22 protein-coding genes and 1 pseudogene are annotated in these 26,147 nt (G+C 68.4%); 13 read left to right on the top strand and 10 right to left on the bottom strand.

Annotated elements, in window-relative coordinates; translation table 11 throughout:
- The first annotated feature begins 23 nt into the window (after positions 1 to 23).
- Positions 24 to 2,228 (top strand): hybrid sensor histidine kinase/response regulator, encoded by a 2,205-nt coding sequence (locus AC1DOP_RS19055; protein WP_477252791.1) that lies wholly within the window; start codon positions 24 to 26, stop codon positions 2,226 to 2,228.
- Between the two features lie 10 nt (positions 2,229 to 2,238).
- Here AC1DOP_RS19055 and AC1DOP_RS19050 read toward each other — a convergent pair whose 3' ends face one another.
- The gene (locus tag AC1DOP_RS19050) at positions 2,239 to 2,514 is read right to left on the bottom strand and encodes a hypothetical protein (protein WP_477252789.1); all 276 of its coding nucleotides are present in this window, start codon (positions 2,512 to 2,514) and stop codon (positions 2,239 to 2,241) included.
- A gap of 256 nt (positions 2,515 to 2,770) precedes the next feature.
- On the opposite strand from AC1DOP_RS19050, the gene AC1DOP_RS19045 reads away from it, so the two are divergent.
- The gene (locus tag AC1DOP_RS19045) at positions 2,771 to 3,190 is read left to right on the top strand and encodes a PPC domain-containing DNA-binding protein (RefSeq protein ID WP_477252885.1); all 420 of its coding nucleotides are present in this window, start codon (positions 2,771 to 2,773) and stop codon (positions 3,188 to 3,190) included.
- On the opposite strand, the gene AC1DOP_RS19040 is transcribed toward AC1DOP_RS19045, so the two are convergent.
- The 5 genes and pseudogenes from AC1DOP_RS19040 to AC1DOP_RS19020 form a co-directional block, all read right to left on the bottom strand.
- A complete protein-coding gene (locus AC1DOP_RS19040; protein ID WP_477252787.1) occupies positions 3,136 to 3,528 on the bottom strand; it encodes a CZB domain-containing protein in 393 nt (130 codons plus the stop codon). The genes AC1DOP_RS19045 and AC1DOP_RS19040 overlap by 55 nt on opposite strands.
- A gap of 110 nt (positions 3,529 to 3,638) precedes the next feature.
- Positions 3,639 to 4,151: pseudogene (locus AC1DOP_RS19035) on the bottom strand (EAL domain-containing protein); the annotation flags it as partial.
- Positions 4,152 to 4,163: 12 nt separating this feature from the next.
- The gene (locus tag AC1DOP_RS19030) at positions 4,164 to 6,125 is read right to left on the bottom strand and encodes a GAF domain-containing sensor histidine kinase (protein ID WP_441935017.1); all 1,962 of its coding nucleotides are present in this window, start codon (positions 6,123 to 6,125) and stop codon (positions 4,164 to 4,166) included.
- A 91-nt stretch (positions 6,126 to 6,216) separates the two neighbouring features.
- The gene (locus AC1DOP_RS19025; RefSeq protein WP_441935016.1) at positions 6,217 to 6,711 is read right to left on the bottom strand and encodes a hypothetical protein; all 495 of its coding nucleotides are present in this window, start codon (positions 6,709 to 6,711) and stop codon (positions 6,217 to 6,219) included.
- 114 nt (positions 6,712 to 6,825) lie between these two features.
- Entirely contained in the window at positions 6,826 to 7,035 is a 210-nt protein-coding gene (locus AC1DOP_RS19020) for a hypothetical protein (protein WP_441935015.1), read from the bottom strand.
- A gap of 242 nt (positions 7,036 to 7,277) precedes the next feature.
- On the opposite strand from AC1DOP_RS19020, the gene AC1DOP_RS19015 reads away from it, so the two are divergent.
- Positions 7,278 to 7,655, top strand: a complete 378-nt coding sequence (locus tag AC1DOP_RS19015; RefSeq protein WP_441935014.1) for a hypothetical protein — start codon at positions 7,278 to 7,280, stop codon at positions 7,653 to 7,655.
- Between the two features lie 75 nt (positions 7,656 to 7,730).
- On the opposite strand, the gene queC is transcribed toward AC1DOP_RS19015, so the two are convergent.
- Positions 7,731 to 8,444 carry a 7-cyano-7-deazaguanine synthase QueC gene (gene queC, locus AC1DOP_RS19010; RefSeq protein WP_441935013.1) on the bottom strand — a complete coding sequence of 238 codons (714 nt, stop codon included), beginning with the start codon at positions 8,442 to 8,444 and terminating at the stop codon, positions 7,731 to 7,733.
- A 152-nt stretch (positions 8,445 to 8,596) separates the two neighbouring features.
- Between queC and AC1DOP_RS19005 the strand changes: the two genes are divergently transcribed.
- Both AC1DOP_RS19005 and AC1DOP_RS19000 read left to right on the top strand, forming a co-directional pair.
- Positions 8,597 to 10,504 (top strand): autotransporter assembly complex protein TamA, encoded by a 1,908-nt coding sequence (locus tag AC1DOP_RS19005; RefSeq protein ID WP_441935012.1) that lies wholly within the window; start codon positions 8,597 to 8,599, stop codon positions 10,502 to 10,504.
- Positions 10,504 to 14,988, top strand: coding sequence for a translocation/assembly module TamB domain-containing protein (locus tag AC1DOP_RS19000; RefSeq protein WP_477252783.1), 4,485 nt, complete (start codon positions 10,504 to 10,506; stop codon positions 14,986 to 14,988). The genes AC1DOP_RS19005 and AC1DOP_RS19000 overlap by 1 nt, the downstream gene beginning before the upstream one ends.
- 13 nt (positions 14,989 to 15,001) lie before the next feature.
- Here AC1DOP_RS19000 and AC1DOP_RS18995 read toward each other — a convergent pair whose 3' ends face one another.
- Complete coding sequence (locus AC1DOP_RS18995) at positions 15,002 to 15,982, bottom strand: quinone oxidoreductase family protein (RefSeq protein ID WP_441935010.1); 981 nt, start codon at positions 15,980 to 15,982, stop codon at positions 15,002 to 15,004.
- Between the two features lie 79 nt (positions 15,983 to 16,061).
- Between AC1DOP_RS18995 and AC1DOP_RS18990 the strand changes: the two genes are divergently transcribed.
- From AC1DOP_RS18990 to AC1DOP_RS18975, 4 genes are all read left to right on the top strand, one after another.
- Positions 16,062 to 16,964, top strand: a complete 903-nt coding sequence (locus AC1DOP_RS18990; protein ID WP_477252781.1) for a LysR family transcriptional regulator — start codon at positions 16,062 to 16,064, stop codon at positions 16,962 to 16,964.
- Between the two features lie 102 nt (positions 16,965 to 17,066).
- Positions 17,067 to 18,821 carry a sensor histidine kinase gene (locus tag AC1DOP_RS18985; RefSeq protein ID WP_477252779.1) on the top strand — a complete coding sequence of 585 codons (1,755 nt, stop codon included), beginning with the start codon at positions 17,067 to 17,069 and terminating at the stop codon, positions 18,819 to 18,821.
- 30 nt (positions 18,822 to 18,851) lie between these two features.
- Positions 18,852 to 20,354 (top strand): sensor histidine kinase, encoded by a 1,503-nt coding sequence (locus AC1DOP_RS18980; RefSeq protein ID WP_477252777.1) that lies wholly within the window; start codon positions 18,852 to 18,854, stop codon positions 20,352 to 20,354.
- Positions 20,351 to 22,300, top strand: a complete 1,950-nt coding sequence (locus tag AC1DOP_RS18975; RefSeq protein WP_477252775.1) for a hybrid sensor histidine kinase/response regulator — start codon at positions 20,351 to 20,353, stop codon at positions 22,298 to 22,300. Before AC1DOP_RS18980 ends, AC1DOP_RS18975 begins: the two co-directional genes overlap by 4 nt.
- A gap of 1 nt (position 22,301) precedes the next feature.
- Here AC1DOP_RS18975 and AC1DOP_RS18970 read toward each other — a convergent pair whose 3' ends face one another.
- Positions 22,302 to 23,297 (bottom strand): alpha/beta hydrolase, encoded by a 996-nt coding sequence (locus tag AC1DOP_RS18970; protein WP_477252773.1) that lies wholly within the window; start codon positions 23,295 to 23,297, stop codon positions 22,302 to 22,304.
- A 102-nt stretch (positions 23,298 to 23,399) separates the two neighbouring features.
- On the bottom strand, positions 23,400 to 23,570 hold the full coding sequence (locus AC1DOP_RS18965) for a hypothetical protein (RefSeq protein WP_441935004.1): 171 nt from the start codon (positions 23,568 to 23,570) through the stop codon (positions 23,400 to 23,402).
- A 101-nt stretch (positions 23,571 to 23,671) separates the two neighbouring features.
- Between AC1DOP_RS18965 and AC1DOP_RS18960 the strand changes: the two genes are divergently transcribed.
- The 4 genes from AC1DOP_RS18960 to AC1DOP_RS18945 form a co-directional block, all read left to right on the top strand.
- The gene (locus AC1DOP_RS18960) at positions 23,672 to 24,181 is read left to right on the top strand and encodes a CcdC protein domain-containing protein (protein ID WP_441935003.1); all 510 of its coding nucleotides are present in this window, start codon (positions 23,672 to 23,674) and stop codon (positions 24,179 to 24,181) included.
- Entirely contained in the window at positions 24,178 to 24,684 is a 507-nt protein-coding gene (locus AC1DOP_RS18955) for a CcdC protein domain-containing protein (RefSeq protein ID WP_441935002.1), read from the top strand. Before AC1DOP_RS18960 ends, AC1DOP_RS18955 begins: the two co-directional genes overlap by 4 nt.
- Complete coding sequence (locus AC1DOP_RS18950; RefSeq protein ID WP_441935001.1) at positions 24,681 to 25,844, top strand: threonine aldolase family protein; 1,164 nt, start codon at positions 24,681 to 24,683, stop codon at positions 25,842 to 25,844. Before AC1DOP_RS18955 ends, AC1DOP_RS18950 begins: the two co-directional genes overlap by 4 nt.
- Before the next feature lie 85 nt (positions 25,845 to 25,929).
- Positions 25,930 to 26,147: IS1/IS1595 family N-terminal zinc-binding domain-containing protein (locus AC1DOP_RS18945; protein WP_477252769.1), on the top strand; the 218-nt coding region annotated here is incomplete at its 3' end.

Raw genomic sequence — 26,147 nt, 5'->3', positions numbered from 1 at the left:
TGCCCGGAACACAATTTGCTCCGATGCGCATCCGAACCCGACTGCTGATCCTGATCCTCGCGATCCTGGTGCCGACCTTCAGCGCCGCGACGCTGGCGGTCGGCTACGTCTATCTCGAGGAGCGGCGCGCCCAGGAAAACAGCGTCAAGGAAGCGGTGCGCGCCTTCGCCCTGCTGGTCGACAACGAACTGGAAATCAAGGAAGGCATCCTGCGCGCCCTGGCCAGCTCGCCCTCGCTGGCGCGCGGCGACCTCGAGGAGTTCTACCGGCACGCCAAGGTGCTGGCGCCGACGCCGGACACCTCCATCATCCTGACCGAGCCCGACGGACGCCAGCTGCTGAATACCCGGGTGCCGCTGGGCAGCCCGCTGCCGGCCCGGCGTGCGTCGAACATCGCCGAGCTGATGGAAACGCGCGGCGCCGACCGCACCCTGGTATCCGACCTGTTCAAATCGCCGCTGGGCGGCCAGCATGACTTCGTGGTGCAGGTGCCGGTGCGGATCGACGGCCGCATCCGCCACTTCCTCAACATGGGCGTGACCGCCGCCAGCCTGCAGCAGCTGATGGCGGAGCAGCGCTTCCCGGCCGAATGGGTGGCTGCGATCATCGACCGCCAGGGGAAGATCGTGGCGCGCTCGCGCGACGCCGAGCAGTACCGCGGGCGCTCGGTGAGCAGCGCCGCCTTGCGCCAGTTCGCCGCCGGCAGCGAGGGCGCGTTCAAGGGCCGCAACATGGCCGGCACCCCGGCCCGGGGCTTCTTCAGCACGGTGCCGGACGCCGGCTGGCGGGTACTGGTCAGCATCCCGCAAAGCGAGCTGCAGCGCGTGCCCGTGCATGCGGCAACTTACCTTGCGGGCATCATGGCCGCGCTGCTCGTGCTCTCGGTGGTGCTGACGCGCCGTTTCGGCCGGCGCGCCATCGGCCCCATCGAATACCTGGGCCGCAGCGCCGAAGACCTGGGCGAGGGCCGCGAGGTAGCCTACGCGCCGCAGGAGATCGTCGAGATCGACGTGGTGGCGCGCCGCATGGCCGAGGCCAGCGACCGGATCCGCCGCGCCCAGGCCGAGCTGGAGCAGCGCGTGGCCGAAGCCGTCACCGCCAGCGAACAGGCGCAGGCGGCCATGATGCGCAGCCAGAAGATGGAAACCCTGGGCCGCCTGACGGGCGGCATCACGCACGAATTCAACAACCTGCTGCAGACCCTGACCACGGCGCTGCAGCTGGCGGCACTGACCTCGAACCAGCCCAAGGTGCAGAGCCTGATCGACACCTGCAAGCGCACCGTCAGCCGCGCCACCGCCCTCACCGGCCAGCTCGGCTCCTTCGGCCGCCTGCAGGACGCCAAGCTGTCGACCGTCGCCCCCGCCGAACAGCTGCGCAATTCCCTGCAGCTGATCCGCAACGTGCTGCGCCAGGGGATCGAGCTCGAACTGAGCTGCGAGGACGATCTCTGGCCGGTGACGGTCGACCCGCTGCAGTTCGATCTCGCCCTGCTCAATCTGGGCATCAATGCGCGCGACGCCATGCCCGAGGGCGGCCGCCTCGCCGTCAGCGCGCGCAATTGCGCGCTCGAGCCGACCGTCGGGCGCGGCGGCGGCGATTACGTACTGGTCACCGTCACCGATACCGGCACCGGCATGGCGCCGGAGGTGCTGGCGCGCGCCCTCGACCCCTTCTTCACCACCAAGGAGCCGGGCAAGGGCAGCGGACTCGGACTGGCCCAGGCCTATGCCTTCGCGACCCAGTCGCAGGGTTCGCTGGTGCTGTCCAGCACGCCCGGCCAGGGCACCCGGGTCGAACTCTACCTGCCGCGCTCGATCCTGCCGCTGTCGCCCCTGCCCGGCCGCAGCGCCCAGTTGGAAGAGATGCACGCCAGCGGCAGGATCCTGTTCGTCGAAGACGATGCGCTGGTGCGCGAAGCGGTGACGCGCGGCCTGGAGGAAGCGGGGTTCGAAGTGCTGGTGGCGCCCGACGGCGAGCGCGCGCTGGCGATGATCGAGGCCGGACTGGACATCGATGTCGCCTTCTCGGACATCGTCATGCCCGGCAAGATCAGCGGCATCGACCTGGCCGGCATCCTGCGCGACCGCCGGCCCGGCCTGCCGGTGGTGCTGGCGACCGGCTACACCGACCAGCGCGCCACCATGCCTGGCGTGCAGGTGCTGTCCAAGCCCTACGAGATCGGCCAGCTGGTGGAACTGCTCGACGGCCTGTCGAGACAGGCCTGATCGGCCTGCTTCAGAGGATCAGGCGCACACGTTCGGCGCCGACGGCCACCATGCAGGTGGTCGCATGCAGCTTGCGGCCGCCGGTGGTCGAGCAGTCCGCGCTCACGCGCTTGCCCTGGAAGGTACCGGCAAACTCGCCGTCGCCGCGCAGCAGCGAGACATGCTCGTCGATGACCTTGTTCTCGTTGACGAAGATCTTGACGCCGGTGCTGTCGACCAGCTCGCCGCGAATCTGGAGTGTGCCGTCCGCGCTGACATAGCGACTTTCGGTAGCAGGCGTGAACATGGCGCAGCCGGACAAGAGCATGCCTAGGCAGGCCATCAGTGTGAATTTTTGTGACATTTTTCCGCAGTTTTGAACGTTTTTTGTTGTTTGCCTCGACGGGCACGGCATACTATACGGAATTGATTAGCGGAAAACTATCACATCGTCACAATGACTGTTGTTATTCGGGTAATGTTAAAAGCCGAATGGCAACATGTATAGAATTGACGCAAGGCAACTGTTAGTTACGGCCGCCAGAATGTGACATCCCATGGACATGACTCCCCTTCCCTTGCGCATTCCCGCCCAGGCCGACCTGCGTGAAACGCTGGCCGGACTGTGCGCCGGCCACGGCGTGGGCGCCGCCTTCGTGGTGCAGGGCATCGGCAGCCTGAGCGTGGCCCGCATCCGCTTCGCCGGCGCGCCGGATTGCACGGAACTGCGCGGCGACCTCGAAATCCTGAGCCTGGGCGGTTCGCTGTCGCCGGATGGGCCGCACCTGCACATCGCCGTGTCGGATGCGGCCGGCAAGGTGACGGGAGGGCATATGGGGCCGGGCTGCGTGGTGCGCACCACGGCCGAGGTATTGGTGATGCTGCTGCCCGGCCACCGCTTCAGCCGGGAGATCGATCCGGCAACCGGCTACAAGGAATTGTTCGTCGGGCCCGCCGAGTCCTCGATCGCGACATCGCGGTAGAGTTCCTGCAGGCCGGTATCTTCCAGGTCCTCAAGCAGGCGGATCAAGGTCGTCGACACCGCTTTCATCGAGCTCAGCAAGCCGGCCAGTTCGTCCAGCGTCGCGCCGCGGCGCACTTTCTCGATGATGTCGTCGCCGATGCGGTGCAGCTCGCGGTGCGGGGCGTCGATCGCGTGGTAGATGGGTGTGGCGGCGATATGGCGGCCTTCGCCGAAATACCAGCGCCCCAGCGCGCAGTGGGTGCGCTCATCTCCGGAAAGCCGTCCGCCTTGCGGGTCGGACAATTGCGCGGCAAGGTGGCGCGCTGGACCGCATAGCTGACGAGCTGGCGCCGCCACTGCACGTGGTCGAGGATGGCCAGGTGCACTTGCCCGACCGGAAAGCTGCGCGAACCGTCCGCCGTCGCGCGCAACTGGCGAAATGCGTCCACCGGCAGCGGCCGGCTGATCAGGTAACCCTGCATCAGCTTGCAGCCGGATTCGACCAGGAAATCGCGCTGGGCCTGGGTCTCCACGCCCTCGGCCACGACCTCCATGCCGAGTTCGTGGCCGAGCCGGATCGAGGAGCGCACGATCGTCGCATCCTTGCGCGAGGCCAGCATGCGTCCGATCAGGCCCTGGTCCAGCTTGAGGGTGGTGAACGGCAGCCTGCTCAGGGTGTCGATGCTCGAATAGCCTATGCCGAAATCGTCCATCGCCAGGCTGATGCCGGCATCGACGATGCGCTGGATGCGCCCGAACAGGCGGTCGCAGGCCTGCAGCGCCTGGGTTTCGGTCATCTCGAGTTCCAGGCTGGCCGGCAGCAGCAGGTGGTCGCGGATGGCGCCGAGCAGGATGTCGCTCAGCGCATCGTCTTCGAAGTCCTCCACGCTGACGTTGAAGGAAATGCGGATGTCCGCGCCCAGGGTGCCGCTCATATCGTGCATGAGCTGGGTCAGGAGCTGCGCGGTCAGGGTCTTCAGCAGCGCCGCGCGTCAAGCCGGGAGCGCCAGCTCCACCTTCCTGGCCGTGCGCGGGAAGCGCAGGTAATACTGCAGGCCCTTGCCGGGGCTGCTTTCCACCCGCAGCGTCCCGCCCAGCGAACCGGTCACCAGGTTGTAGAGGATGTGGGCGCCCAGGCCGCTGCCGCCGCTGCCGCGCTTGGTCGTGAAGAAGGGATCGAACATCTTGGCCAGCGTATCGGCGTCCATGCCGGCGCCGTCGTCGCCGTAGTCGAAGGCGATCATGTCGTCCTCCTCCATGCGCGCGCGGATCGTGATGTTGCCGGGCTGGTCGCGCTCGAAGCCGTGCACCAGCGAGTTCACCACCATATTGGTGACGATCTGCGACACTGCGCCCGGGAAGCTGTCGACTTCCAGCTCGGGCGGGCAATCGACCTCCACCTTGACCGGCCGCCCTTTCAGCTTGGGCTGCAGCGAGAGCAGGATCTCGCCCACGTACTTGCACAGGTTGAACTTGCGGATATTGTCCGAGGACTGGTCCACCGCCACCTGCTTGAAGCTGCGCACCAGGTTTGCTGCGCGCTGGGTATTCGTGGTCATGATCCGCAGCGACTGGTCGACCACGTCGAAGAAGGCGTTCAGGCTGTCTTCCGTCATCTCGCCGGCCGCCAGCTCTTCCTTGGTGAGCTTGAGTTCCTGCACCAGGTGGCTGGTGGCGGTCACGCAAATGCCCAGCGGGGTGTTGATCTCGTGGGCCACGCCGGCCACCATCTGGCCCAGCGAGGCGAGCTTTTCCTGGCGCACCAGTTCCGTCTGCGCTTCCTGCAGCTGGGTCAGCGCCTGGTTCAGGGCCGCGTTCTGGCTTTCCAGGCTTTCCTTGGCCTTGCGGATCGCGCGGTCGGCCTGCATGCGGGCGATCGCCACCGCCACGTGGCTGGCGATGAAGGCCAGCAGGTCGAGCTCGGTCTTGGTATACAGGATGGTCGGGTCGTAGCTCTGCACCACCATCACGCCATAGGCGCGGTCGTGCACCAGCATCGGCGCGCCGATCCAGCTGGCGATATCGGTGCTGCCGAGCGGATTCTGGACCTTGCCGGAGGCGATCAGGCGCGCGAAGCTGCCGGCGTCGTGCAGCTGGGCCTGCTTTGTCTTGAGCACGTACGAACACATGCCGATGCCGAAGGGGAAGCGCTTGCTGGGGGCGTCGCGGTCCTTCTCGTCGACGAAATACGGGATGCTGATCTCGCCGGTGTCCGGATGGGTCAGCGCGATCAGGAAATTCTTCGCCACCATCAGCTCGCCGATGATGCGGTGCAGGCTGGCGGCCAGTTCGTCGGTGTCCAGCGCCGAGGCCGACAGGTCGGCGATCTGGTAGAGCGCATGCTGCACCTGCTCGGCGCGGCGGCGCTCGCCCACCTCACGCGCCAGCGCCGCAGTGCGTTCCTGCACGGCGCGCTCGAGCCGGTCCATGCTCTGCAGGCCCTGCAGGGCATTCGAGACGTGGTTGGCGATCAGGGCAAACAGCGCCTGGTCTTCCTCGCTGTAGGTGTGTTCCGGGAGGTAGCTCTGGATCACGATGGCGCCCAGTACTTCGTGCTGCTGGTCGAGCAGAGGGCAGCCCATCCAGTGCTCGGCAACGCTGCCCGTGCCCCAGGTACTGCCGTTTTCGCGGGCGCGTTCCTCGTCGGCGGTCATCGACAGCGCCTGCTTGTTGAGCATCACCCAGGCGGTCGGCGACTGCTCGGGCGAGGCCAGGCGCACGCGCTCGTCCGGGCTCGGGCCTTCATCGACGGTGTCGACGAAATACACGAAGCGCACGGTACCGTCTTCGCGCTCGGCCAGGGTCACATAGAAGTTTTCCGCATACATGATGCGACCCAGTGCGCGGTGAACGGCGCCGATGAATTCGGTGATGTCGGTGCAGCTGGCGGACAAGTGCCCGATTTCGAGCAGCATGGCCTGCACCGCTTCCAGGCGCGCGAGACGGTTTTCCATCGATCCCCCTAAAACACGAAATAGTGCGTCTGGGAAATATTATCAGCTCGCGCGCCTGCCAGGAGAAAACTGTGGCTTATTTGCGGCGATTTCAGCGCGGGGCGCGGAAATCGTTCTCGACCCAGGCCAGCGCGGAGGCCGGCGACAACTTGAAGCCGGCATCGACCCGCACCTGGGCCACCTGCTCGCCCATCTCGTCGATGGCGGTCAGCAAGGCATAGGGATTGTCCTCGTCCGGCACGATGTCTAGCGTGACCTTCAGCTCGCCGTCCGGGCCGGACACGACGGTGCTCTTGTGCAGCCGGGCGTGCAGCTGCTGCTCGTGGCGGCGCAGCACTTCATACGCGGTCTTGACCAGGGTGTTGAAGGCGTTCACGTCGAGCGGCTTCGGGTTCTTCTTGTCGCGGCCCATGGTCCAGGGCCCGACCAGGGCCGGTTCCGCTTCGCCGTCCTTGTACATCGCGACGGCCCAGCCTTCGTCATCCTCGTTCTTGATGACTCGTGCGGTCCAGCCATTGTCCTGCCACACACGTGCTTCCTGTACCGGTGCGTCGTCGTCGTGGTGATCCGGTGCTTCGTCGTTCATGTCGTTCCTATCCTGCTGCGGGCAAGCGCCCAGAGGCCAGATCATAGGAAATTCCGGCAGCGAGGGCAAGAGACGGCACAGAAACAGGCGAGACGCGCGGGCTGGATGCGCAGGCTACATGCGCAGGTCGGGCCTGCGCGGCGGGACGATGGGCGGCCCCGGTGGCGTACTGCGCGGATCGATCGCCGGATTCGGAATCTGCTTGTTGAATGGCGTGATGATGATGGGCGGAATGGCCGGTGGCGCCGACGGCGGATTCTTGTGGCCACCCCTGTCGAGCCGGGCAAATGGCGCCCAGGTCGGATGGTCCTGGATGTAATGCATAGGATTCCCTCCTGCGACAGAGCAGGCTGTCAGTATAGACCTCATGCTTGACATTGCAAGGCTTGATTCCCGCCAATTTTTCCCACCGTTCGTCGGCCGCCGGAGCACGCCTGGCCCCTGAAAATTGCAGCCTGTCGCATGCCGATGGAGGCGTCCGAACGATACAGATACATTGGAACCATGCCGACACGGACATAGCGCTTCAAAGCCCGAATCTACAACCGAACACCGCGAGGACCATCATGAAAAAGACCGCCGCTTTCGTCATCCTGTTTCTGTTTGCCCTGCTCCTGTGGAATGTGTTCGTCTCCAGCGGCGACATGGTCTTCAACGTCGACGGCGACGAGATCGACGGTCCGCTGGGCGCCCTGCTGGCGATGCTGTTCGCGGGCGGCGGCACGCTGCTGGCCGGCCTGATCATGCTGGTGGTGGGCGCGGTGCTGGCGGTGGTGTTCGCCGGCGTCGGCATCCTGCTGATCGGCGGCCTCGGCATCGGTGCCCTGGTGCTGGCGCTGGCGATCTCGCCGCTGCTGCTGCCCCTGCTGCTGCCGCTGGCCCTGGTCTGGTACCTGGTCAAGCGCTCCAACAAGAACCGCACGATCCGCGAACAGACGGTATAAGCAGTTAGTGCCCAGGGTGGGGTGATTCAAGCCGGGGGCTTGAATCACGAGCCCACGCACGTTGACGATCGCGCCTCAGGCGCCGCGGCGGGCCTGGGCATACTGCGCGTAGCCACGCGCGCGCAGCTCGCAAGCCGGGCACTTGCCGCAGCCGTGGCCCCAGTCGTGCGCGGCGCCGCGCTCTCCCAGGTAGCAGGTGTGGGTGTCGAAGCGGATCAGGTCGACCAGCGCCTCGCCGCCGCACTGCTCGGCCAGTTCCCAGGTCTGCTTCTTGTCGATCCACATCAGCGGGGTCTCGACCTTCAGGCGCGTGGCCATGCCCAGGTTGAGGGCCACCTGCAGCGCCTTCATGGTGTCGTCGCGGCAGTCCGGATAGCCGGAGAAATCGGTCTCGCACATGCCGCCCACCAGCACGGTGAGGCCGCGGCGGTAGGCGACCGTCGCCGCCACCGTCATGAACAGCAGGTTGCGGCCCGGCACGAAGGTGTTCGGCAAGCCGTTTTCCTGCATCTGGATCGCGACGTTGCTGGTCAGCGCCGTATCCGAAATCTTCGAGATCAGCGACAGGTCGATCATGTGGTCCTCGCCCAGGCGGCGGTCCCATTCCGGCGACAGCGCGCGCATCTTGGCCAGCACAGTCGGCCGCACCGCCAGCTCGATCGCGTGGCGCTGGCCGTAATCGAAACCGATGGTCTCGACCCGTTCATAGCGTTGCAGGGCCCAGGCCAGGCAGGTGGTGGAATCTTGTCCGCCGCTGAACAGGACGAGCGCGGTGTCAGCTTGATGCATATTGATGTTCCTGAAGTAAAGCGTCCGCCGCCGGTTTTGACAATCCGTTAAGATGTGGCCGGCAGACTGGAGAATGGAGAGACATGGTAACCGCACGACCCGACACGATGGAGACACTTGCGCCGGCGCGATCTCGGATTTTGGCACAAATCGTGCTGGTCGTGAACGCGCTGTGTGCCTCCGTGGGCGCTGCAGGCCAGGTTGCAACCCAGGCCCAGGACCCCGTCCCGGCCCCGACCACCGGCAAGGAACAGACCCAGAAGGAACTGCAGGAACAGGAGCGCCAGCCGGCCACGCCGCTGCCGGTCGAGGCGCCCGAACAGCGCTCGGTCCGCTACGAAGTGAAGATCGACGCCCCGCGCAACCTGCGCGAGCTCCTGGAAAGCAACCTCGACCTGATGCGCTGGCGCGGCAACCCGCGGGTCGACCTCGAACAGCTGCAGCGCCTGGTGCGCAACGCCCCCGAGGAAGCGAAAACCCTGGTCGCCACCGAGGGCTATTACACGCCCACGATCTCGAGCGGGCTGGATACCTCGGGCGGCACGCCGGTCGCGCGCGTGATCGTCGATCCGGGCCAGGCGGTGGCGGTGAGCGACGTCGACATCGAGCTGCGCGGCTTCGTGCCTTTCGATAAAACCGAAGCGCCGGTCGACGCTGCCTCCCTGCGCAACCGCTGGACCCTGCCGGTCGGCTCGCGCTTTCGCACCGCCGACTGGGAAGCGGCCAAGCGCGGCATGGTGCGCCAGATCACGCAGTCGCGCTTCCCGCGCGCCCAGCTGATCGACTCCAGCGCCACCGTCGATCCGGACAGCCACAAGGCCCGCCTCAAGGTCGTCATCGACAGCGGACCGGACGTGCATTTCGGCGCCCTCAGGATCGAGGGCCTGAGCCGCTATTCGCCCTCCATCATCAACAACCTGAACCAGATCCATCCGGGCGACGAATACAACGAAGCCGCGCTGCAGGCCCTGCAGGGCCGCCTGCAGGACACCGGCTACTTCAGCAGCGTCGAGGTGAGCCTCGACATGTCCTCGGCCCTGCAGGAACAGGTCAGCGAACTGAACCAGGGACAGGGCGCCAAACCCGAAGCCCCGTCCGCCGCGGTCACGATGCCGGTGCTGGTGCGGGTGTCCGAGAACAAGCGCAAGAACGTGTCGCTCGGCCTCGGCTTCTCGACCAATACCGGGGCCCGGGCCCAGGCCAACTACGACGACCTGAACGTGTTCGGCAAGCGCATGAAGAGCAATGTGCTGTACGAGCAGCTGCACCAGCAGGTGCGCACCGATTTCTTCTGGCCGACCACCTCGAACGGCTACAGCAACAGCGTCGGCGCCGGCTACGACCGCGAGGACGTGCGCGACCAGATCACCCGCACCACCAGCATCCACGCCACCCGCGCCTGGGGCTCGCCGACCCTGGAACGCAGCCTGCGGCTGGAAGCGCTGACCGAGCAGGTCACCATCGACCACCTGCCCACCACGCGCGCGAAAGCCCTGCCGCTGACCTTCTCGATCACCAAGCGCCACCTCGACAGCCTGGTGCTGCCGAACAGCGGTTACATCGTCAACCTGCAGCTGGGCGCGGCGCCGCTGCCGATCCTGACCGACCAGCCCTTCGTGCGCAGCTATGTGCGCGCGATCGGCTACAAGCCGGTCGGCACCTCGGGCACCCTGATCGTGCGCGGCGAGTTCGGCGCGGTCCTCTCCAGGGACAAGGACGGCGTGCCCTCGACCTTCCTGTTCCGCGCCGGCGGCGACCAGTCGGTGCGCGGCTACGGCTACCAGCAGCTGGGCATCCCGGTCGGCAGCGCCATCACGGGCGGCCGCTACCTGTTCACCGCCAGCACCGAATACGACTGGTGGTTCAAGCCGCCCTGGGGCGCGGCCGTGTTCTACGACGTCGGCAATGCCGCCGACAACTTCGCCGACCTGAAGCCGAAGGTCGGCTACGGCGTGGGCGCGCGCTGGCGCAGCCCGGTCGGCCCGATCGCCGTCGACGTCGCCTACGGCAAGGCGGTGCACAAGGTCCGCCTGCACTTCTCACTGGGATTCACCTTCTGATGAGCGAAGCACACACTCCCGACACGCCGGAAGAAAACAAGCCGCGCCGCTGGCCGCGCCGGGTCGCGATCGGCGTGGCCGTCACCGCCGTCGTCATCGGCGGCGCGGTCTGGTACGGCGGCCGCGAGACCACGCTGCAGATGATCGCCCAGCGCGTCGCCAATGCCAGCGGCGGCAAGCTGCTGCTTTCCGGCGTCAGCGGTTCCCTGTACGGCCACATGCACGTCGGCCAGCTGGTGTTCCGCACCGAGACCTCGCTGATGACGATGAACGACATCGACATCGACTGGAAGCCCTGGCAATACCTGTCGCACGGCGTCGAGATCGACAAGCTGTACGCGAAGTCGCTGCGCATGGAAACGCTCAAGCAAAGCACCGAGCCGAGCACGATGCCGACCCGCCTGGCACCGCCCTTCAAGATCGCGGTGGAAGATGCGCGCCTGGCCACGGCGGTGTTCGTGAACAAGGGCGCGGAGACCCGGATCGACGACATCCGCGCCAGCCTGCACGGCGACAAGCAGCAGTGGAAGCTCGACTACGCGAAGGCGAACACGCCCTGGGGCCTGGCCGCCGCCAGCGGCACCATCGCCAACACCCTGCCCTACAAGCTGAATGCGGACGCCAGCCTGAGCCAGGCTCCCGCTTCCCAGTCCACCTCGCAAGCCCAGCCCGGCGCCATCCTGCCGCAGCTGAAGCTGCATGCCGGCGGCGACCTGCAAAAGACCGTCCTCGACGCCAGCGGCCAGGCCGCGCGCGCCCAGGGCACGGCCAAACTGGTCCTGTCGCCCTTCGCCGAGATCCCGCTGCAGGCCTTCACGCTGAATGCGAAGAACATCGATCCGGGCTTCTTCAACCCCTCGCTGCCGACCGCCGACCTGAACCTGGCGGTGGACGCGCGCCTGGACCCGGACCGCAACATCAGCGGTTCCGTGAACCTGACCAACGACGGACCGCAGGGCACCATCGACCAGCAGCGCCTGCCGCTGCGGGCGATGCGCGGCCAGCTGGGCGGCAACCTCTCGTCGATGAAGATCGGCGACGTGCTGCTCGACCTGGGCGGCGCCGGCAGCTTCACCGGCAGCGGCAGCGTCGAACGCGGTCCGGACGAGAAGGGCATCGGCACCGCGCAGTTCGCGCTGCACACCGACCGCATCGACCTCAGGCAGATCCACGGCAGCATGAAGAAGACCGCCATCGCCGGCGACCTGAAGGTGGCGAACAGCCAGGACACGCAGACCCTGGACGTCAACCTGGTCGACGCCGGCTTGCGCCTGGTGGCCGAAGCCGCCCTTGCCAACAATGTGCTGACCGTGCGCGACGCCCGCCTGGCCGCCGGCACCGGCAGCGTGCGCGTGACGGGCAGCGCCAGCCTGACGGACAAGAAGCCGTTCAAGGCGAACGTCGTCGCCAGCCGGCTCGACCCGGCGGCCTTCGGCGACTTCCCGAAGGCCGACATCAATGCCGAGATCAACGCCTCGGGGGCGCTGGCCCCGCAATGGCAGGTCGCGGCCGACTTCGCGCTGCGCCCGAGCCGCCTGTTCGACCAGCCGCTGTCCGGCAAGGGCAAGCTGGATGCCGACGGCGGCGCGCCGGGCGGCGTCCACGTGCACGACGTGAATGCCAACCTGGCGCTGGGCCAGAACACGGTCGACCTGCGCGGTGCCTTCGGCAAGCCGGGCGAGAAGCTGGCCTGGCGCGTGGACGGCCGCCAGCTGGCGGCCATCCGCAAGGACCTGTACGGCGCGCTGGTGGCGAACGGCGTCGTCAGCGGCACCATGGATGCCCCGCGCACCAGCTTCGAGGTCGACGCCCGCAACCTGGGCTGGGTGACGCAGCAGCGCAAGCTCGACAACGGTGCCCTGCACGCCAGCGGCGAAGCCTGGCTGTCCGGCGCCAAGGGTGCGAAGGTGGTCGAGGTCAAGGCCAGCGGCTCGATGCAGAAGCTGAACCCGGCCGCCTTCGGCTCGCCCTTCGCCGGCAGCATCAACGGCAATTTCGACGCCAGCGGCCGCACCGGCGCGAACATGGGCGGCTCGGTCAACCTCACCCTGCAGCAATCGACCTTGTCGAATTCGCCGCTGTGGGGCTATGCGAAGCTCACGGCCGACAAACGCCACGTCTCGAACGCCGACGTCGACCTGCACCTGGGCGCCAACGTGGTGGCCGCGCGCGGAGCTTTCGGCAGCGGCCGCGACACCCTGCAATGGCGCATCGATGCGCCCCAGCTGGCCGCCCTCGGCCCCGACTTCGGCGGCGTGCTGCGCGGCTCGGGCACCCTGTCCGGCACCATGGACACGCCTTCGCTGACCGCCTCGCTGGACGGCCAGAACCTGCGCATGAAGGCCCAGAACCTGACGTCGCTGCATGCCACCGCGAACCTCGGTTCCGGTCGCGGCGCGGCGGATCCGCTGGCGCTCGACGTGCAGATCGCCGGTTACGCCGGCGGCGCGCCGGGCAGCGAAACCCGTATCGCCACCGCCAGCCTGCAATCGACCGGCACCCGCGGCGCCCACACGATTTCGGCGGCGGCGCGCGGCGATGCCTTCGACGCCAACCTCGCCATCAGCGGCGGCTATACCACGAATGGGCAACTGAGCGCCTGGGCCGGCACCCTGAACACGCTGCAGAACCGCGGCCGCTACGCGCTCGCGCTGGCGGCGCCGGCCCCGCTGCGCATCGCCGGCGCGCCGGGTTCGGGCGTCAAGGGACTCGCCAGCCCCGAGCAGATCAGCGTCAACGATGCCACGATCCGCCTGCCGGCCGGTTCGGTCACGATCCAGTCGCTGGTCAAGAACGGCCCGCGCTGGACCAGCCGCGGCAGCGCCACCGGGGTCCCGGTCGGCTACCTGGCCCAGGCGTCCGACGCGATCCGCGAGAACCTGCGCGGCGACATGACGCTCGGCGCCGACTGGGCGCTCGACATGCGCGCGCCCGCCGGCAGCGGCGCCGCGCCGGCGCTGGACGGCAGCCTGCACGTGTTCCGCGAGAAGGGCGACCTGATCGCCGGCGACGTCGCCCCGGTGGTGCTGGGCCTGCGCCAGCTCGACCTGCGCGCCGACGTCAACGGCGGCGCCCTGCGCGCCCAGCTGGCGGTCGACGGCAGCCGGATCGGCACCGCCAAGGTCGACGCCACCGCGCAGATGATCCACGGCCGTCTCGACAACGACAGCCCGCTGCGCCTGACCGCCAGCGCCAACCTGGGCTCGCTGGCCTGGGTCTCGCCGCTGATCGGCCAGCCGGGCCTGGAAGTGGACGGCGCCCTGAACCTGGCCGTCACCGGCACCGGCACGGTCGGCGCGCCGACCCTGAACGGCACCGTGAACGGCGACCGCCTCGCGGTGCGCTGGCCGGACCAGGGCGTCCGCCTGCGCAATGGCCAGCTGCGCGCGGTGCTGGCCGGCGACAGCCTGCAGCTGCAGCGCTTCGCCTTCGAAGGCAACAGCGGCCGCGCCACCATCGACGGCAACGTGCGCTTTGCCGGCAGCGAAACCGCCATGAACCTCAAGCTGGTGGCCGACAAGCTCGAAGCGCTGTCGCGCCCGGACCGCACCGTGATCGTCAGCGGCCAGGCCAGCGTGGTGCGCGACGCGCGCCGCTTCGCGGTCGAGGGCAGCTTCAAGGCCGACCGCGCGCTGGTGGAGTTCGCGCCGCAGGACCGCCCGACCCTGTCCGACGACGTGATCGTGCTCGGCCGCGCCAATGCCAAGGAAGGAGCGGCGAAGAAGGCGGCGGCGGTGCCGCTGACGATCGACCTGACGGCCGACCTGGGCGACGACTTCCACCTGCGCGGCATGGGCGCCGACGCCTACCTGGCCGGCAGCGTCCACGTGCGCAAGGTCGGCGACGGCGCACCGCGCATCAACGGCACCGTGCGCACCGTGAGCGGCACCTATGCCGCCTACGGCCAGCGCCTGTCGATCGAGCGCGGCGTCGCCACCTTCAGCGGTCCCTACGACAACCCGTCGATCGACGTGCTGGCCGTGCGCAAGCGTCCGGATGGCGAGCAGCTCAGCGAGACCAATGTCGAAGCCGGCGTGCAGGTGCGCGGCACGGCGCTGTCGCCGACGGCCAAGCTGGTGTCGACGCCGAACGTGTCCGACAGCGACAAGCTGTCCTGGCTGGTGCTGGGCCACGGCATGGAGGGCACGACCGGCAACGAAGCCGATGTGCTGAGCGCGGCGGCCGGCGCCCTGCTGGGCGGCAAAGGCGGCACCGGCGGCATCCAGAGCAAGCTGGCGAACGCGCTGGGCGTCGACGAATTCGGCGTGCGCCAGGGCGCGGGCCAGGATACCGGCCTGGCGAACACCGTGGTCACGGTCGGCAAGCGCATCTCTTCCCGCCTCTACCTGAGCTTCGAACAGGGCGCCGCCACCGCCACCAGCGTGGTGCGCCTGCGCTACAAGCTCACCCCGCGCATCACGCTGGCGCTGCAGACCGGCACCAACACGGCGCTGGACGTGCTCTACTCCTGGGCGTTCGACTAACGACAAGCCGGGGTCAGGGCCGCAGCAGCAACGCGCCCGTGGTCCTGCCCTCTTCCAGCATCCGGTGCGCGTCGGCCGCCTGCGCCAGCGGCAGTTCGGCGCCGATGCGTACTTGCAGGCCGTCGGCCAGGCGCGCCAGGGTCGCGTCGGCGCCTTCGCGGTACAGCGCCGGATCGCGCATCAGGCGCATCACGCCGGGTCGCGAGAACGAGATGGCGCGCGGGTTGCCGATCTGCATCAAATCGACCGGTCCGGGCATGCCGCCGGCCTGGCCGATGCTGGCCGCCATGCCGTAGGGCCGCACCGCATCGAAGCTGCGCAGCAGGGTCGGCCCGCCGATGCCGTCGATCGCGAAGTCGACGCCGCGCCCGCCGGTGAACTCGCGCGCGGCGGCGACGAAATCCTCTTCCCGGTACAGCACCGCGCAGTCGAGACCATGGGCCAGCGCCAGCTCGGCCTTGGCGCGGCTGCCCACGGTACCGATCACGCGCGCACCGAGCGCCTTCGCCCATTGCACCAGCACCAGGCCGAGGCCGCCGGCGGCCGCATGCACCAGCACCGTGTCGCCGGCCTGCAGCGGACGCACGTGATGGAACAGCATATGCGCCGTGATCCCCCGCAGCAGTGCGCCGGCCACCGCCTCGGTCGGCACCGCGTCCGGCAGCACCACCGCGTAGTCGGCGGGCAGGTTGCGCACTGCCGCGTAGGCACCCGGCCGGCCGGCGTAGGCGATGCGCTGGCCGGGATGCATCCCGCTTACGCCCGTGCCCACTGCCTCGACGATGCCCACGCCCTCGACCCCGATGGTGGCCGGCAGCGCCGGCAGCGGATAGACACCGTTGCGGTGGTAGACGTCCAGGAAATTCACCCCGACCGCCAGATGGCGGATCCGGATCTCTCCCGCGGCGGGCGGCGCCAGCGCCAGCTGTTCCACCCGCAGCTCCTCGGGTCCGCCCTGGCGGCGGATGACGACATGTTCGATCAAGGTTTCCATTCCATGCTCCTGTTGAAAAGACGAGCACATGGTAGATTGATTGAAATTCGACCGAAATCCCAAAAAATCGCCACTTATTGTGCAAAAATTCACCGATGACCTCGAGACGACAAAGCCCAGCCCGCTCGACTGGGACGACATCCGCTACTTCGTCGAACTGGCGCGCCAGGGCGGCCTGAGCGCGGCGGCGCGGGCGCTGGCGGTCGAGCATTCGACGGTGTCGCGCCGCATCGGCATGCTCGAAGCCCGGATCGGCCTGCGCCTGTTCGACCGCCTGCCGAAGCGCTGGATCCTGACCGCGGAGGGCGAGCACCTGCTGGCGTATGCGCGCCGCGTCGAGGACGAGGCGCTGTCCTTCGCACGCGCCGGAACCGGCGCCGGCACCCTGCGCGGCGTCGTCAAGGTGTCGGCGCCGCCGGCGCTCGCCAGTACCCTGCTGGTGCCGCGGCTGGCGGCCCTGCGGTCGCGCTGGCCGGCGATCGCGATCGAGATCGTCGCCGAGGTGCGCCAGGCCAACCTGTACCGGCGCGAAGCCGACCTCGCATTGCGCCTGTCGCGTCCCGAGGAACCTGGCCTGGCCGGACGCCCGCTGGCGCAGATGGGATACGGCCTCTATGCCACCCCCGACTGGTTCGCGCGCCCGCAAGCGGAATGGGAATTCGTCGGCTACGGCGAGGCGATGAAGACCTCGCCGCAGCAGAAATGGCTGGACAGATTCGGCGCCGGCCGCCCGTGCGCCTTCTGGTCGAACAATGCCCAATCCATGCTGGCGGCCTGCCGCGCCGGCCTGGGCGTGGGCCTGCTGCCGCACTTCCTCGGCCGCAGCGACAGCCTGCTGGCGGTGCACCCGGACCACGCCCAGGTGCTGAGCCGGCCGATCTGGCTGGTGGTGCATCCCGACGTGCGCCGCTCGCCGCGCGTGACCCTGGTGGCGGAACTGCTGGCCGAACTGCTGGCGCAGGCCGGGCCGGTCCTGGCGTGATCCCGATGTGCGTTACTCGCACGCGACCGGCCCCGAGTGCATTTGCTAGAATGGATCGACATGCTCAGCGCATAAAACACGGGGTTTACAAGGCCAGTGCTCATGCAAGGAACAACCCGCTACGTCAACTACGCAACGGCGGCCAGCATCATGATCCTGGCCGCCGCGATCGCGACGCTCATCGGCAGCATCGGCCGCACGGTGGAGTCGCGGCGCTGGGTGGTGCATACCCAGGACGTGCTGGTGCGCCTGCAGGAGACCATCAGCCTGGTCAACGAAGTGGATGCCCTGCAGAAATCGCTCCTGCTCGACCACGACCCGCAGGACCGCGCCGAGCTCGACGCCGGGCTCGCCGCCATCCCGCGCGAGTGGCAGACCCTGCAGCGGCTGACCCGCGACAATCCGGTCCAGCAACAGGCGCTGCTGCGCTACCGCACCCTGCTCGACGGCTTTACGCAGGCGCTGGCCGAGGGGCTGCGGCATCCCGAGCGGCATACCCAGTCCGGCATGCGCACCCTGCGCAGGGGCATCGCCGCCCAGGAAGCGGCCCTGCGCGGCGAAGAGGAAAGGCTGCTGGCCCTGCGCGCCGCCGTGGTCGACCGCGACCTGACCCGCACCATCGTGGCCACCGGCGCGGTGGCCTTCCTCTCGATCGCACTGCTGTTCTTCGTGCGCGCCATGGCCCGCCACGAAGCCCTCATGATGCAGACCGGGCAGGCGCGCCTGGCGGCCACGCTGCGCAGCATCGGCGACGCCGTGATCGCCACCGACCTGCGCGGCCGGGTCCAGTTCATGAATCCGGTGGCGGAAGACCTGGCCGGCATGAACGCCGCCCAGGCCGTCGGCCGGCCGCTCGAGGAGGTGTTGCGCATCCTGCCGGCCGCCCCCGGGACGCTCGACCTGCCCGCGCTGCTGCGCGACATCGTCGCCGGCGCCATGGCGCCCGCGCGCATCGCGCTGTCGGGCAGCACGCCCCTGCATCCGGAAACCGCGCGCGACTGGATCCTCAGTTGCCATCCGATGCTGGTGCACGACAAGCCGGCCGGGACCGTGATCGGCATCCACGAGGTGACCGAGCTGAAACAGGCCCAGCGCGACCTGGCCGACGCCAACCTGCTGCTCGAACGCCGCATCCAGGAACGTACCGAAAGGCTGGCTGAAGCGAACATGGAACTGCGCGCTTTCGCCCATACGGTCGCACACGACCTGCGCGCGCCGCTGCGCAACGTCGAAGGCTATGCCGACGCCCTGCGCGAGGACGAATCGCCGCGCCTGAGCGAACAGGGGCGCCACTTCCTGGCCCGGCTCCGCGAGGCCGCGCGCCGCATGGACCGCCTGATCACCGAACTGCTGGCCTACAGCCAGCTGTCGCGGGCCGAGCTCAAGCTGCGGACGGTCGACCTCGAACGGGTAGCCTGGCTGGCCCTGTCCGACATCGAAACCCAGGTCTCACGCAGCGGTGCCCAGGTCGAGATCGCCTCTCCCCTGCCCGCCGCGCTCGGCAACGAAGCCATCCTGGTGCAGGTATTCGAGAACCTGATCGGCAATGCGATCAAGTTCGTCGCGCCCGGCATCGCGCCTTCGATCCGGATCCACGGATGCGAAGACGGCGATCACGCGCTGGTCTGGATTGCCGACAATGGCATCGGCATCCCGCCCGAGCAGCGCGAGCGCATCTTCGGCGTGTTCGAGCGCCTGCATGGCGAGGAAGCCTATCCGGGCACCGGCATCGGCCTGGCGATCGTCCGCAAGGCCATGGAGCGCCTGGGCGGCAGCGTACGGGTCGAAGCGGCAGCCGCCGGCACGGTGTTGCGGCTATGCCTGCCCATGCGATGTGGCGCCGAACCTCCTCTATAATTTAACGATTCCGCATACGATCGGTTCACAATGTCCCTGCGCCTCCTGATCCTCGACGACAATCCCGACGACCGCCTGCTGGCCAGGCGGGAAATCGAACGTCACTTCCCCGGCTGCGAAGTCACCGAGGTGGGCGAGCGCACGGGCCTGGAGCGCGCCCAGGAAGCCGGCTTCCCCTTCGACGTGGTGATCACCGACTTCCAGATGCGCTGGACCACCGGCCTGGACGTGCTCAAGCGGGTCAAGGCCCACGATCCCCAGCTGCCGGTGGTCATGTTCACGGCCACCGGCACCCAGGAGATCGCGGTCGACGCCATGAAGCACGGGCTGGACGATTACGTGATCAAGAGCCCGCGCCACTACGCACGCCTGCCGGTGGCGGTGCGCACCTGCCTCGACCGCTCCGAAATCCGCTCGCGCGCGATCCGCAGCGAGACCCGGCTGGCCTCGCTGCTCGAAAACATCGAGCTGGGCGTGTTCCGCATGTCGCTCGAGGGCGAGCTCGAGGAAGGCAACAAGGCCTTCTGGACCATGCTCGGACTGGCGCCCGGCGAATACTCGAAGGCGCCGGGCCATCCTCTGGTCGCGGAAGTGAAGCAGCGGCTGCCGGAACTCGGAGCCACGCTCGACACCGCCGAACTGCAGGTCCTGAGCGGCGAGCTCGGCGCCGGCGGCCGCGCCCACACCGTCAAGCTCGTGCGCGTGCGGGTGAACGGGCACGACGCCGTCGACGGCATCGTCAACGACGTCACCTCGCTGCGCCGCGCCGACCTCGAGATCCACCGCCTGAACGCCGACCTCGAACAACGTATCGCCGAACGCACCCGCCAGCTGCAGGAAGCCAACGAAGCCCTCGAGACCTTCGGCTTCTCGGTCTCGCACGACATGCGCGAGCCGCTGCGCACCATCCAGGGCTATGCCAACGCGCTCAAGCAGGACTTCGACGAAGGCCGCATGGAGCAGTCGGCGGTCTACGTCAACCGCATCGAGGCGATTGCGCGCCGGGTCGACACGATGGTGTCGGACCTGCTGGAGTTCGCCCGCCTGTCCCGCACCGAGATCCCGATCGAGACGGTCGGCGTGGCCGCGGCCATCCGGGACATGCGCACCATGCTGCAGGCCGAGACCAGCCAGGCCGGCGCCGAACTGTGCGTCGACGTGCCCGCCGACCTGCATGTCAGGGCGCACCGCCAGACTTTCGTGCAGACCCTCGTCAACCTGGTATCGAACGCCGTCAAGTTCGTCTCGCCGGGCGTGGCGCCGATGGTCCGCATCGGCGCCCGGCAGGCCGGCGGCATGGTGCGCATCACCGTCGAGGACAACGGCATCGGCATCCCCGAACAGGCCCAGGCCAGGATCTTCAACGTATTCGAGCGCCTGCACAGCGAGGAAGAATTCCCCGGCACCGGCATCGGCCTGGCGATCGTCAAGAAAGGCGTCGAGCGCATGGGCGGCAGCGTCGGCGTCGGCTCGGCGCCCGGCGAAGGCGCGAGCTTCCGCGTCGAGCTGCCGGCCGCGCAGGACAGCGTATGACGTTCACCGCCCTGCTGATCGACGACAGTCCCGACGACCGCGCGCTGGTCGCCCGCGAACTGCGCCGCCATTTCGGCGACATCGGCATCCTGCAGGCCGGCACGCCCGAGACCCTGGCGGCGGCGCTCGACCAGGGCGGCTTCGAGGTCACGATCACCGATTACCAGCTGCGCTTCAGCGACGGCATCACCGTGCTGCGCGAACTGAAGCGCCGCTTCCCGGAGCGGCCGGTGATCATGTTCACCGCCAGCGGCACCGAGGAAGTCGCGGTCGCCGCCATGAAGGAAGGCCTGGACGACTACATCACCAAGACCGCCAAGCACTATCCGCGCATCGGCTATGCGGTGCGCTCCTGCCTCGAACGCGTGCGCCAGCGCGACCAGGTCGAGCAGGCGCTGGCGCGCGAGTCGATCGCCAAGGCCAGGCTGGAGATCGCCCTGCAGTCGGCAGGCATGGGCACCTGGCAGCTCGACCTCGGCACGCGCGAGCTGTCGTATTCGGAGGCCATCGGCCCGATGTACGGACGGGCGCCGGGCTTCGTCCATACCGACGCCGCGCCATGGCTGGACGACATCCACCCGGACGACCGCACGGCGGTGCTGGCGCAATGGAACGCCGCGCTGGCGGGCAGGCACGACTACCAGGCCCAGTTCCGCGCCTGCGGCGCCGACGGGATCGTGCGCTGGATCGAATCGAGCGGCAAGGTGATGCGCAATGCGGCCGGCATGCCGACCATGATCATCGGCACCGCCCGCGACGTTACCACCGACGTGAACGTCAGGCAGAACCTGGAGCGCCAGCGCAAGCAGCTCGAAAAGGCGGACCGCCAGAAGAACAACTTCCTGTCCATCCTCGCCCACGAGCTGAGGAACCCGCTGGCCGCCGCCGGCTACTCGGTCGCCCTGCTGCGCCAGGCCGCCGCCAACCCGGCCTCCGTGGGCCGCGCGACCGAGGTCATCGACCGCCAGGTCAGCCACATGGCCAGGCTGCTGGACGAGCTGCTGGACCTGAGCCGGATCACGCACGACCGCCTGCAGCTCGAGATCCAGCGGATCGACCTGCGCCGGGTGGCCGAGATGGGCTGCGACAGCGTGCGCGCGGCGCTCAAGGACAAGGGGCACAGGCTCGGCATGTCCCTGCCGCCGGAGGCGGTGATGGTCGAGGGCGACGAAGTGCGCCTGACCCAGGTGCTGAGCAACCTGCTGAACAATGCCGCCAAGTTCACGGCGGCCGGCGGCGAGATCGACGTCCGCGTGACGCGCGAAGACGGCCGGGCGGTCGTCGAGGTGGCCGACAACGGCATCGGCATCGAGGCGCAGCGGCTGGAAGAGGTGTTCGAGATGTTTTCCCAGGCCCAGACCAAGGCCCATGGCGGCACGCCGGGACTCGGCATCGGCCTGGCGGTGGTCAGGTCCCTGGTCGAGCTGCATGGCGGCAGCGTGGCCGCCTTCAGCCCCGGCCTGGGCCTCGGCACGCGGGTGCGCGTGACGTTGCCGCTGGCCGCGGAGCAGGCCGGCGAACGGGCGGCCGCCGCCACGGACGCCGGCCCCGCAAGCGCCGAAACGCGGGTCCCGCTCGAGGTGGTCCTGGCCGACGACAACCGCGATGCCGCCGACCTGCTGGCCGAATTCCTCGCGCTGCAGGGCTACACGGTGCACACGGCTTACGACGGCAAGGCCGCCATCGAACTGGCCTCGCGCATCCGACCGCGGCTGCTGGTGCTCGACATCGGCATGCCCGGCGCGACCGGCTACGAGATCGCCGAGTGGACCAGGCAGCAGCCCTGGGGCGCGGAGGCCACCCTGGTCGCCGTGACCGGCTGGGGCCAGGAAGTCGACGGCGACCGCGCGCTGCGCAGCGGCTTCGATGTCCGGCTCGTGAAGCCGGTCGACATGGCGCGGCTGCTGCAGGCCATCGCCGGCAAGCCTGCTCCAGGCGCTGCCTAGCCTAGGGTGCCGCTTTACGCAGGAAGCCCGTGAGCGTGCCGGCCAGCTGCGGATGCAGTGGCAGCGCCGGGTCGCCATACGATGCCATCTGCCGCTGCGGATCGGCCGGCACCTCTTTCAGCACGTGGTTCATCCCGGGGATGATGGCCAGCACGGCGTCCGGCCTGGCGGCCTTCAGCGCCTGCGCCTGCTCGACGCCGACCTGGATGTCGGTCGTGCCCTGCACGATCAGCACCGGCATGCGCAGCGCGGCGATGCGTTGGGACGGCACATACTTCATCCACGAGATCAGATAGGGCTGCACGCTTGGCCGGTACAGCATCGCCAGCGCGGGCGGCACCTCGGCCACGGTCCTGCCCTGCTCCAGGCTGGCGAGGATGCGCTCGTTGTCGGCCGCGAGCGTCGGCGGCAGCTTGCCGGCGAGCTGCTTGCGCAGCACGGCGCCCGGTCCTTCGGCCACCCCGGCCAGCGACACATAGGCGGCCGCGCCGGCGCGTTCGGCGGCCAGCATGCCGATCAGCGCGCCTTCGCTGTGGCCGATCACCGCCACCTGGCCGAAACGCGGATCGGCCTTCAGCTTCGCGATCCAGGCCGCGGCATCGTCGACGTAGGTGTCGAAGCGCAGCGCCGATTCGTCCGGCGCGCCGGCCCTGCTGGCGCCGATGCCGCGCTTGTCGTAGCGGACCGAGGCGAAGCCGGCCTGGCCCAGCGCCTCGGCCAGCAGCTTGAGGCTGTTGTTGGGGCCGGGGAAGGCGGGGTTGTTGCCGTCGCGGTCGGTGGGACCGGAACCGGCGACGATCAGTACCACCGGTACCTTGCCCTCGCCCGCCGGCAGGTGCAGGGTGCCCGCGACCGTGCCGCCGGCGGTGTCGAGCGAGATCGGCTGGTCGCCGGCCGGAGCGGCAAGGGCTTGCGCCGCCACCGCCAACAGCAACATCGACAACATCGACAGCATCGGCCACAGTTTCAGGGATCGGATACCGGTATGCAGTTTCATCGCGCCTCCAAATTTGAAGTTCATCTAATTAGACATTCATCTAAATATTAAGCGCGCAGCCGGCCGTGCGTCAATGCACGGCGGGTAGCGGGATGGAAATAATCAGTGCAGCGTGCGCGCGACGCTCGGGTTCGGATCGGTGTCCGGTTCGTCGTTCATGGGCGTGCGGATCGGCGGCTGGTGCGGGTCGGGCGAGTCGAAAGGCTCCTTGGGCGGCTCTTCGATGGGCGCCGGATCGGGGGCGCGGTGCGCTTCGATGGGTGCAACGAACATGGTCGGTTCTCCTGCTGGCGGAGCCAAAACATTAACATGGGCAGCGGTTTGCCGACGCCCGGCTGGATTACAATGGCGGATTCGACACCAAGGAAATCGCCATGCTGCCCACTCCCGTCGTTGCCGCCGTCCTCGCTCCGCTGGTCCTGTGGCGCGTCTACAGCCGCATCAAGCGCCTGACGACCCGCCAGCGCTCGAAAGTGTGGCGTCACCGCACGACCCTGGTCTTCTTTCCGCTGCTGGTCCTGATGCTGGCGGCGCTGAGCCTGCAGACCGCGCCGATCGCCATTGCCGGCCTCGGCGCCGGACTGGTGCTCGGCATCGTGCTGGGCCGGATCGCCAGCGCCGGCACCAGATTCGAGCAGGCCGGCGACGAGTATTACTTCACGCCGCACGCGCCGATCGGCATGCTGGTCGCGCTGCTGTTCATCGGCCGCATGGGCTACCGCGCCTATGAGTACTATGCGCTGGGCTCCTTCGCCCACCACGAGTTCGTCACCAGCCCCCTGACCCTGTGCATCTTCGGCGTCCTCGCCGGTTACTACATGACTTTCGCGGCCGGTCTGCTTGCCTGGCGCAAGCGCACCGCCGCCGCCGCAATCGCCCAATGAGCATCACCACACTTGCCCTCATCCTCCTTCTTCCTATCCTGGTCTGGCGCATCTACCAGCGCCTGAAAGCCCAGATGACGCGCCAGCGTTCGATCATGTCGCGCCACTACACCGGCCTGCTGGTGTTCGGCGCCATGCTGCTGGTGCCCGCCGCCGGCATGGGCGGCCGGCCGCTGTCGCTGGCCGCGCTGGCGCTCGGCGCCGTCGCCGGCATCGCCCTCGGCATCTACGGCCTGCGCCGCACCCGCTTCGAAGACACCGCCGAGGGCTATTACTTCACCCCGCCCATGCGCATGGGTGTGCTGGTGGGGATGCTGCTGGTGGCGCGCGTGATCTACCTGGGCATCGAGGTCTACATGAACCAGGGCAGCAACCAGCCGAATCCGCGCTTTTCGGACAGCCCGCTGACGATGTACTGCCTGGGCATGACCGCCAGCTATTTCGCCACCTTCTCGGCCAGCCTGATGCGCTGGCGCCTGCGCCTTAGAAGAGAGAACACATGAGACTGAACCGCCGCCGTTTCCTCGAAGCCGTACCGATCGCTTCACTGGGCCTGGCGGCGGGCAGCAGCGCCCATGCGCAATACGGCGGCGCGCCGCCAGGCGGCGCGATGCCTTCCGCGGACATGGACACCCTGGTCGTGCTGGCCGGCGACACCCTGCCGCGCAACCCGGCCGCCGAACCGGCCCGCCTGCAGGCGCTGCTGGACAGGCATGCGAAGCCGGCCGACGGCTACCTGGCGGGCGGTGCGGTGGCGGAACTGGAAGCGAAGTTCTCTGCCCTGCTGGGCAAGGAAGACACGGTCTTCATGCCGACCGGGACCCTCGCCAACCACATCGCCCTGCGCCTGCTGTGCGGCGAGAACCGGCACGCGCTGGTGCAGCAGGAAAGCCACGTCTACCGCGACGAATCGAATACCGTCACCACCCTCAGCGGCATCAACCTGGTGCCGCTGGCGCCGGGCGGGGCCGCGCCCACGCTGGAAGAACTGAACGCGGCGATCGAGCGCGCCGAGGCCGGGCCCTACCCGATCAAGGTCGGCGCGATCGCGCTGGAAAGCCCGGTGCGCCGGGCCCAGGGCGCGAGCTTGACGCCGGCGCTGGTGGCCGGGATCGCCAACATCGCGCGCGCGAAGAAGATCCCGCTGCACCTGGACGGCGCCCGCCTGCTGCTCATGAGCGGCATGGAGGGCTTTCGCGTAACGGACTATTGCGCGCACTTCGACACCGTCTACGTCTCGCTCTACAAATACCTGGGCGCGCCCTTCGGCGGCGTGCTGTCCGGCCCCAGGCCGCTGATGGCGAAGGCGCGCGAGCTGCGCCACCTCTTCGGCGGCGCGATCTACCACGGCTGGCAGGCCGCCCTGCCCGCCCTCGACGCGCTGGACGGCGTCGAAGAGCGCTATGCGCGCGTGCGCGCGGCCGGCGAACGCCTGCTGGCGGCGCTGGAGCGCACGCCGGGCTTCAAGGTGAAACGCATCGAGAACGGCAGCAACCTGGCGGTGCTGGAGTTCGCGCCGCAGCGCCTGGCCGGACTGGAAGAGCGCCTGCAGAAGGCGAACGTACGTCTCAGCAAACTGAACGAGGGGAAGGCGCAGCTCGGCTTCAACGAGTCGATCCTGCGGCGGGATACCGATTACCTGCTCAAGGCGCTGGCAGGCTAAGTACTTGGCGCTGTTCGCGCCAAGTGTGGAATTTTTTCTGCAAGCCTGCGGTCCAATGTCGACCTGAACCGTTGACGGAGGCAGCATGCAAGCACGGCAGTTCGAACAGTTCCTGCAACGCCTGTTCAGCCTGACGCGGCGCCAGCGCGACCRCCTGCTCGACCTGCTGCAATCGGCGGCCGGCCTCGAGCGTGTACTCGAGATCGTCGAGCAACCCGCTACACCACTCTGCTGCCCGCACTGCCAGGCCGACAAACCCTATCGCCACGGCCATGCGCACGGACTGCAGCGCTACCGCTGCCG

The sequence above is a fragment of the Massilia sp. 01N410 genome (assembly GCF_056399665.1).
The sequence above is the reverse complement of the archived record's forward strand: the minus strand, read 5'-3'. Positions and strand labels throughout refer to the sequence as shown.